The 3,250-nt window shown below is 68.6% G+C and carries 3 protein-coding genes; all 3 read left to right on the top strand.

Going from position 1 to position 3,250, the window contains the following annotated elements; translation table 11 throughout:
* On the top strand, positions 1 to 946 hold a 946-nt coding region (locus StrepF001_RS44815; RefSeq protein ID WP_129803815.1), incomplete at its 5' end, for a sugar ABC transporter permease.
* 11 nt (positions 947 to 957) lie between these two features.
* Complete coding sequence (locus StrepF001_RS44810; protein ID WP_129803814.1) at positions 958 to 1,860, top strand: carbohydrate ABC transporter permease; 903 nt, start codon at positions 958 to 960, stop codon at positions 1,858 to 1,860.
* 99 nt (positions 1,861 to 1,959) lie between these two features.
* On the top strand, positions 1,960 to 3,250 hold a 1,291-nt coding region (locus tag StrepF001_RS44805), incomplete at its 3' end, for a GH1 family beta-glucosidase (RefSeq protein ID WP_129803813.1).

Raw genomic sequence — 3,250 nt, 5'->3', positions numbered from 1 at the left:
CCCGCCCGCGGGGCCCTCCGCCGACGAGCGCCGCCGCGCCCGCCTGTCCCGCCGCTGGCAGCGGGACATGCGCTGGAGCCCGTACGCCTTCGTCTCGCCGTTCTTCCTGCTGTTTCTCGCCTTCGGCCTGTTCCCGCTGATCTACACCGGCTGGGCCTCGCTGCACCAGGTGGAGCTGACCGCGCCCACCGACATGAGCTGGGTGGGCTTCCGCAACTACACGCGCATCTTCGACGACGACTTCTTCTGGAACGCGGCGAAGAACACGCTGACCATCGGGATCATCTCGACGGTCCCGCAGCTGCTGATGGCGATGGGCCTCGCGCACATCCTCAACTACAAGCTGCGCGCCTCGACCTTCTACCGGGTCGCGATGCTCGCCCCGTACGCGACGTCGATCGCCGCCGCCTCGCTCGTCTTCGTCCTGCTGTTCGGCCGTGACTACGGCATGATCAACTGGGCGCTGAACATGGTCGGCATCGACAACATCGACTGGCAGAACGACAAGTGGGCCTCGCAGATCGCGGTCTCCACGATCGTCATCTGGCGCTGGACCGGCTACAACGCGCTGATCTATCTGGCGGCGATGCAGGCGATCCCGCAGGACCTGTACGAGTCCGCGGCCCTGGACGGAGCCAACCGCTGGCAGCAGTTCTTCCATGTGACGCTGCCGTCACTGCGGCCGACGATCCTGTTCACGGTGGTCGTCTCGACCATCGGCGCCTCCCAACTCTTCGGCGAACCGCTGCTGTTCGACGCCAACAAGGGCGCCTCCGGCGGAGCCCAGCACCAGTTCCAGACGCTCGGCCTGTATCTGTACGAGCAGGGCTGGGTCAACCAGCACCTGGGCCGCGCCTCCGCGATCGCCTGGACGATGTTCCTGATCCTCATCGTCATCGGGATCATCAACTACGTCATCTCGCGCCGGCTGCGCGCCAGTAGTTAGGAGAACCGGCCGTGACGACGACACTGACCCCGCCGACCCCGCCGGAACAGAAGCCGGGGCGCGTACGGCGCCCCAAAGCCGCCCGTGCCGGCGGCACCCTGCACGCCGGGCCGATCGCGTACCTCATCCTCGCCCTGTTCACCATCGGCTCGCTGTTCCCGCTGGTGTGGACGGCGATCGCCGCCTCGCGCGACAACCAGCGGCTGGCACAGAACCCGCCGCCGTTCTGGTTCGGCTCCGGCCTGTTCGACAAGCTCGAAATCGCCTGGACCGACGCCAACTTGGGCGAGGCGTTCATCAACACCACGTTCGTGGCGGGGGTTTCGGCGATCACCATCGTCATCCTGTCCACGATCGCCGGGTTCGCCTTCGCCAAGCTGCGCTTCAAGGGCCGCAACGCCATGATGCTGATCGTGATCGGCACGATGATGGTGCCGCCGCAGCTGAGCGTGATCCCGCTGTACATGATGGTCGCCAAGCTCGACTGGTCCGACCAGCTGCAGGCGGTGATCCTGCCCTCGCTGGTCAGCGCGTTCGGCGTGTTCTTCATGCGGCAGTACCTGATCCAGGCGCTGCCGGACGAACTGATCGAGGCGGCCCGGGTGGACGGCGCGAGCAGCTGGCGGGTGATCTGGCACATCGTGTTCCCGGCGGCACGCCCCGCGATGGCCGTGCTCGGCATGCTGATGTTCGTGCAGACGTGGAACGACTTCCTGTGGCCGTTCCTGGTCCTGACCCAGAACGGCAACCCGACCGTGCAGGTCGCGGTCGCGGGTCTGGGCCGCGGCTACACGCCCGACCAGTCCCTGATCATGGCGGGCGCGCTGCTCGGCACGCTGCCCCTGCTGGTGGTCTTCGCGATCTTCGGCAAGCAGATCGTCGGCGGCATCATGCAGGGCGCGGTCAAGGGCTGACCGCTTCTCCAGGGGGCCGGGTCACCGCCGCCTCGGCCCCTTTTCCTCCCCCTTCCCCCCTACCTGTCGGTCTCCACGACCCCCAATGGGAGCGCTTCCATGCCTGAGCCCCACACGCCGGTGTCCTTCCCTTCCGCCTTCCTCTGGGGCGCGGCCACCTCCGCCTACCAGATCGAGGGGGCGGTACGGGAGGACGGCCGCACCCCCTCGATCTGGGACACCTTCAGCCATACGCCCGGAAAGACGGCCGACGGCGACACCGGTGACATCGCTGTCGACCACTACCACCGCTTCCGCGACGACGTGGCACTGATGGCCGAGCTCGGCCTGACCGCGTACCGCTTCTCGATCTCCTGGTCACGGGTGCAGCCGACGGGCCGGGGCCCGGCGGTGCAGGTGGGCCTGGACTTCTACCGCCGTCTGGTGGACGAGCTGCTGGCCCATGGCATCAAGCCGGCGGTCACCCTCTACCACTGGGACCTGCCGCAGGAGCTGGAGGACGCGGGCGGCTGGCCGGAGCGCGACACCGCGTACCGGTTCGCCGAGTACGCGCAGATCGTCGGCGAGGCGCTGGGCGACCGGGTGGAGCAGTGGATCACGTTGAACGAGCCCTGGTGCAGCGCCTTCCTGGGCTACGGCTCCGGGGTGCACGCGCCGGGTCGTACGGAACCGGCGGCCTCGCTGCGCGCCGCCCACCATCTGAACCTGGCGCACGGACTGGGCGCTTCGGCCCTGCGCTCGGTGATGCCGGCCCGCAACTCGGTGGCGATCAGCCTCAACTCCTCGGTGGTACGTCCCCTTTCGCAGGACCCGGCGGACCTGGCGGCGGTCCGGCGGATCGACGACCTGGCCAACGGTGTCTTCCACGGCCCGATCCTGCACGGCGCGTACCCGGAGACGCTGTTCGCGGCGACGGAGCTGGTGACCGACTGGTCGCACGTACAGGACGGCGACCTGGCCGCGATCAACCAGCCGCTCGACGCGCTGGGCCTCAACTACTACACACCGACGCTTGTCTCGGCGGGGGACACGGAGGTGACCGGCCCGCGCGCGGACGGCCACGGGGCGAGCGAGCACTCGCCGTGGCCGGGCGCGGACGACGTGATGTTCCATCAGTCGCCGGGTGAACGCACGGAGATGGGCTGGACCATCGACCCGACCGGCCTGCACGAGCTGATCATGCGCTACACGCGGGAGGCACCGGGCCTGCCCCTGTACATCACCGAGAACGGCGCGGCATACGACGACAAGCCCGACCCCGAGGGCCGCGTCCACGACCCGGAGCGCATCGCGTATCTGTACGGCCACCTGTCGGAGGTCCGCCGCGCGATCACGGACGGCGCGGACGTGCGCGGCTACTACCTGTGGTCCCTGATGGACAACTTCGAGT

The sequence above is a fragment of the Streptomyces sp. F001 genome (assembly GCF_004187715.1).
Lineage (GTDB): Bacteria > Actinomycetota > Actinomycetes > Streptomycetales > Streptomycetaceae > Streptomyces > Streptomyces flavusporus.
This window is presented reverse-complemented; position numbering and strand designations above follow the sequence as displayed.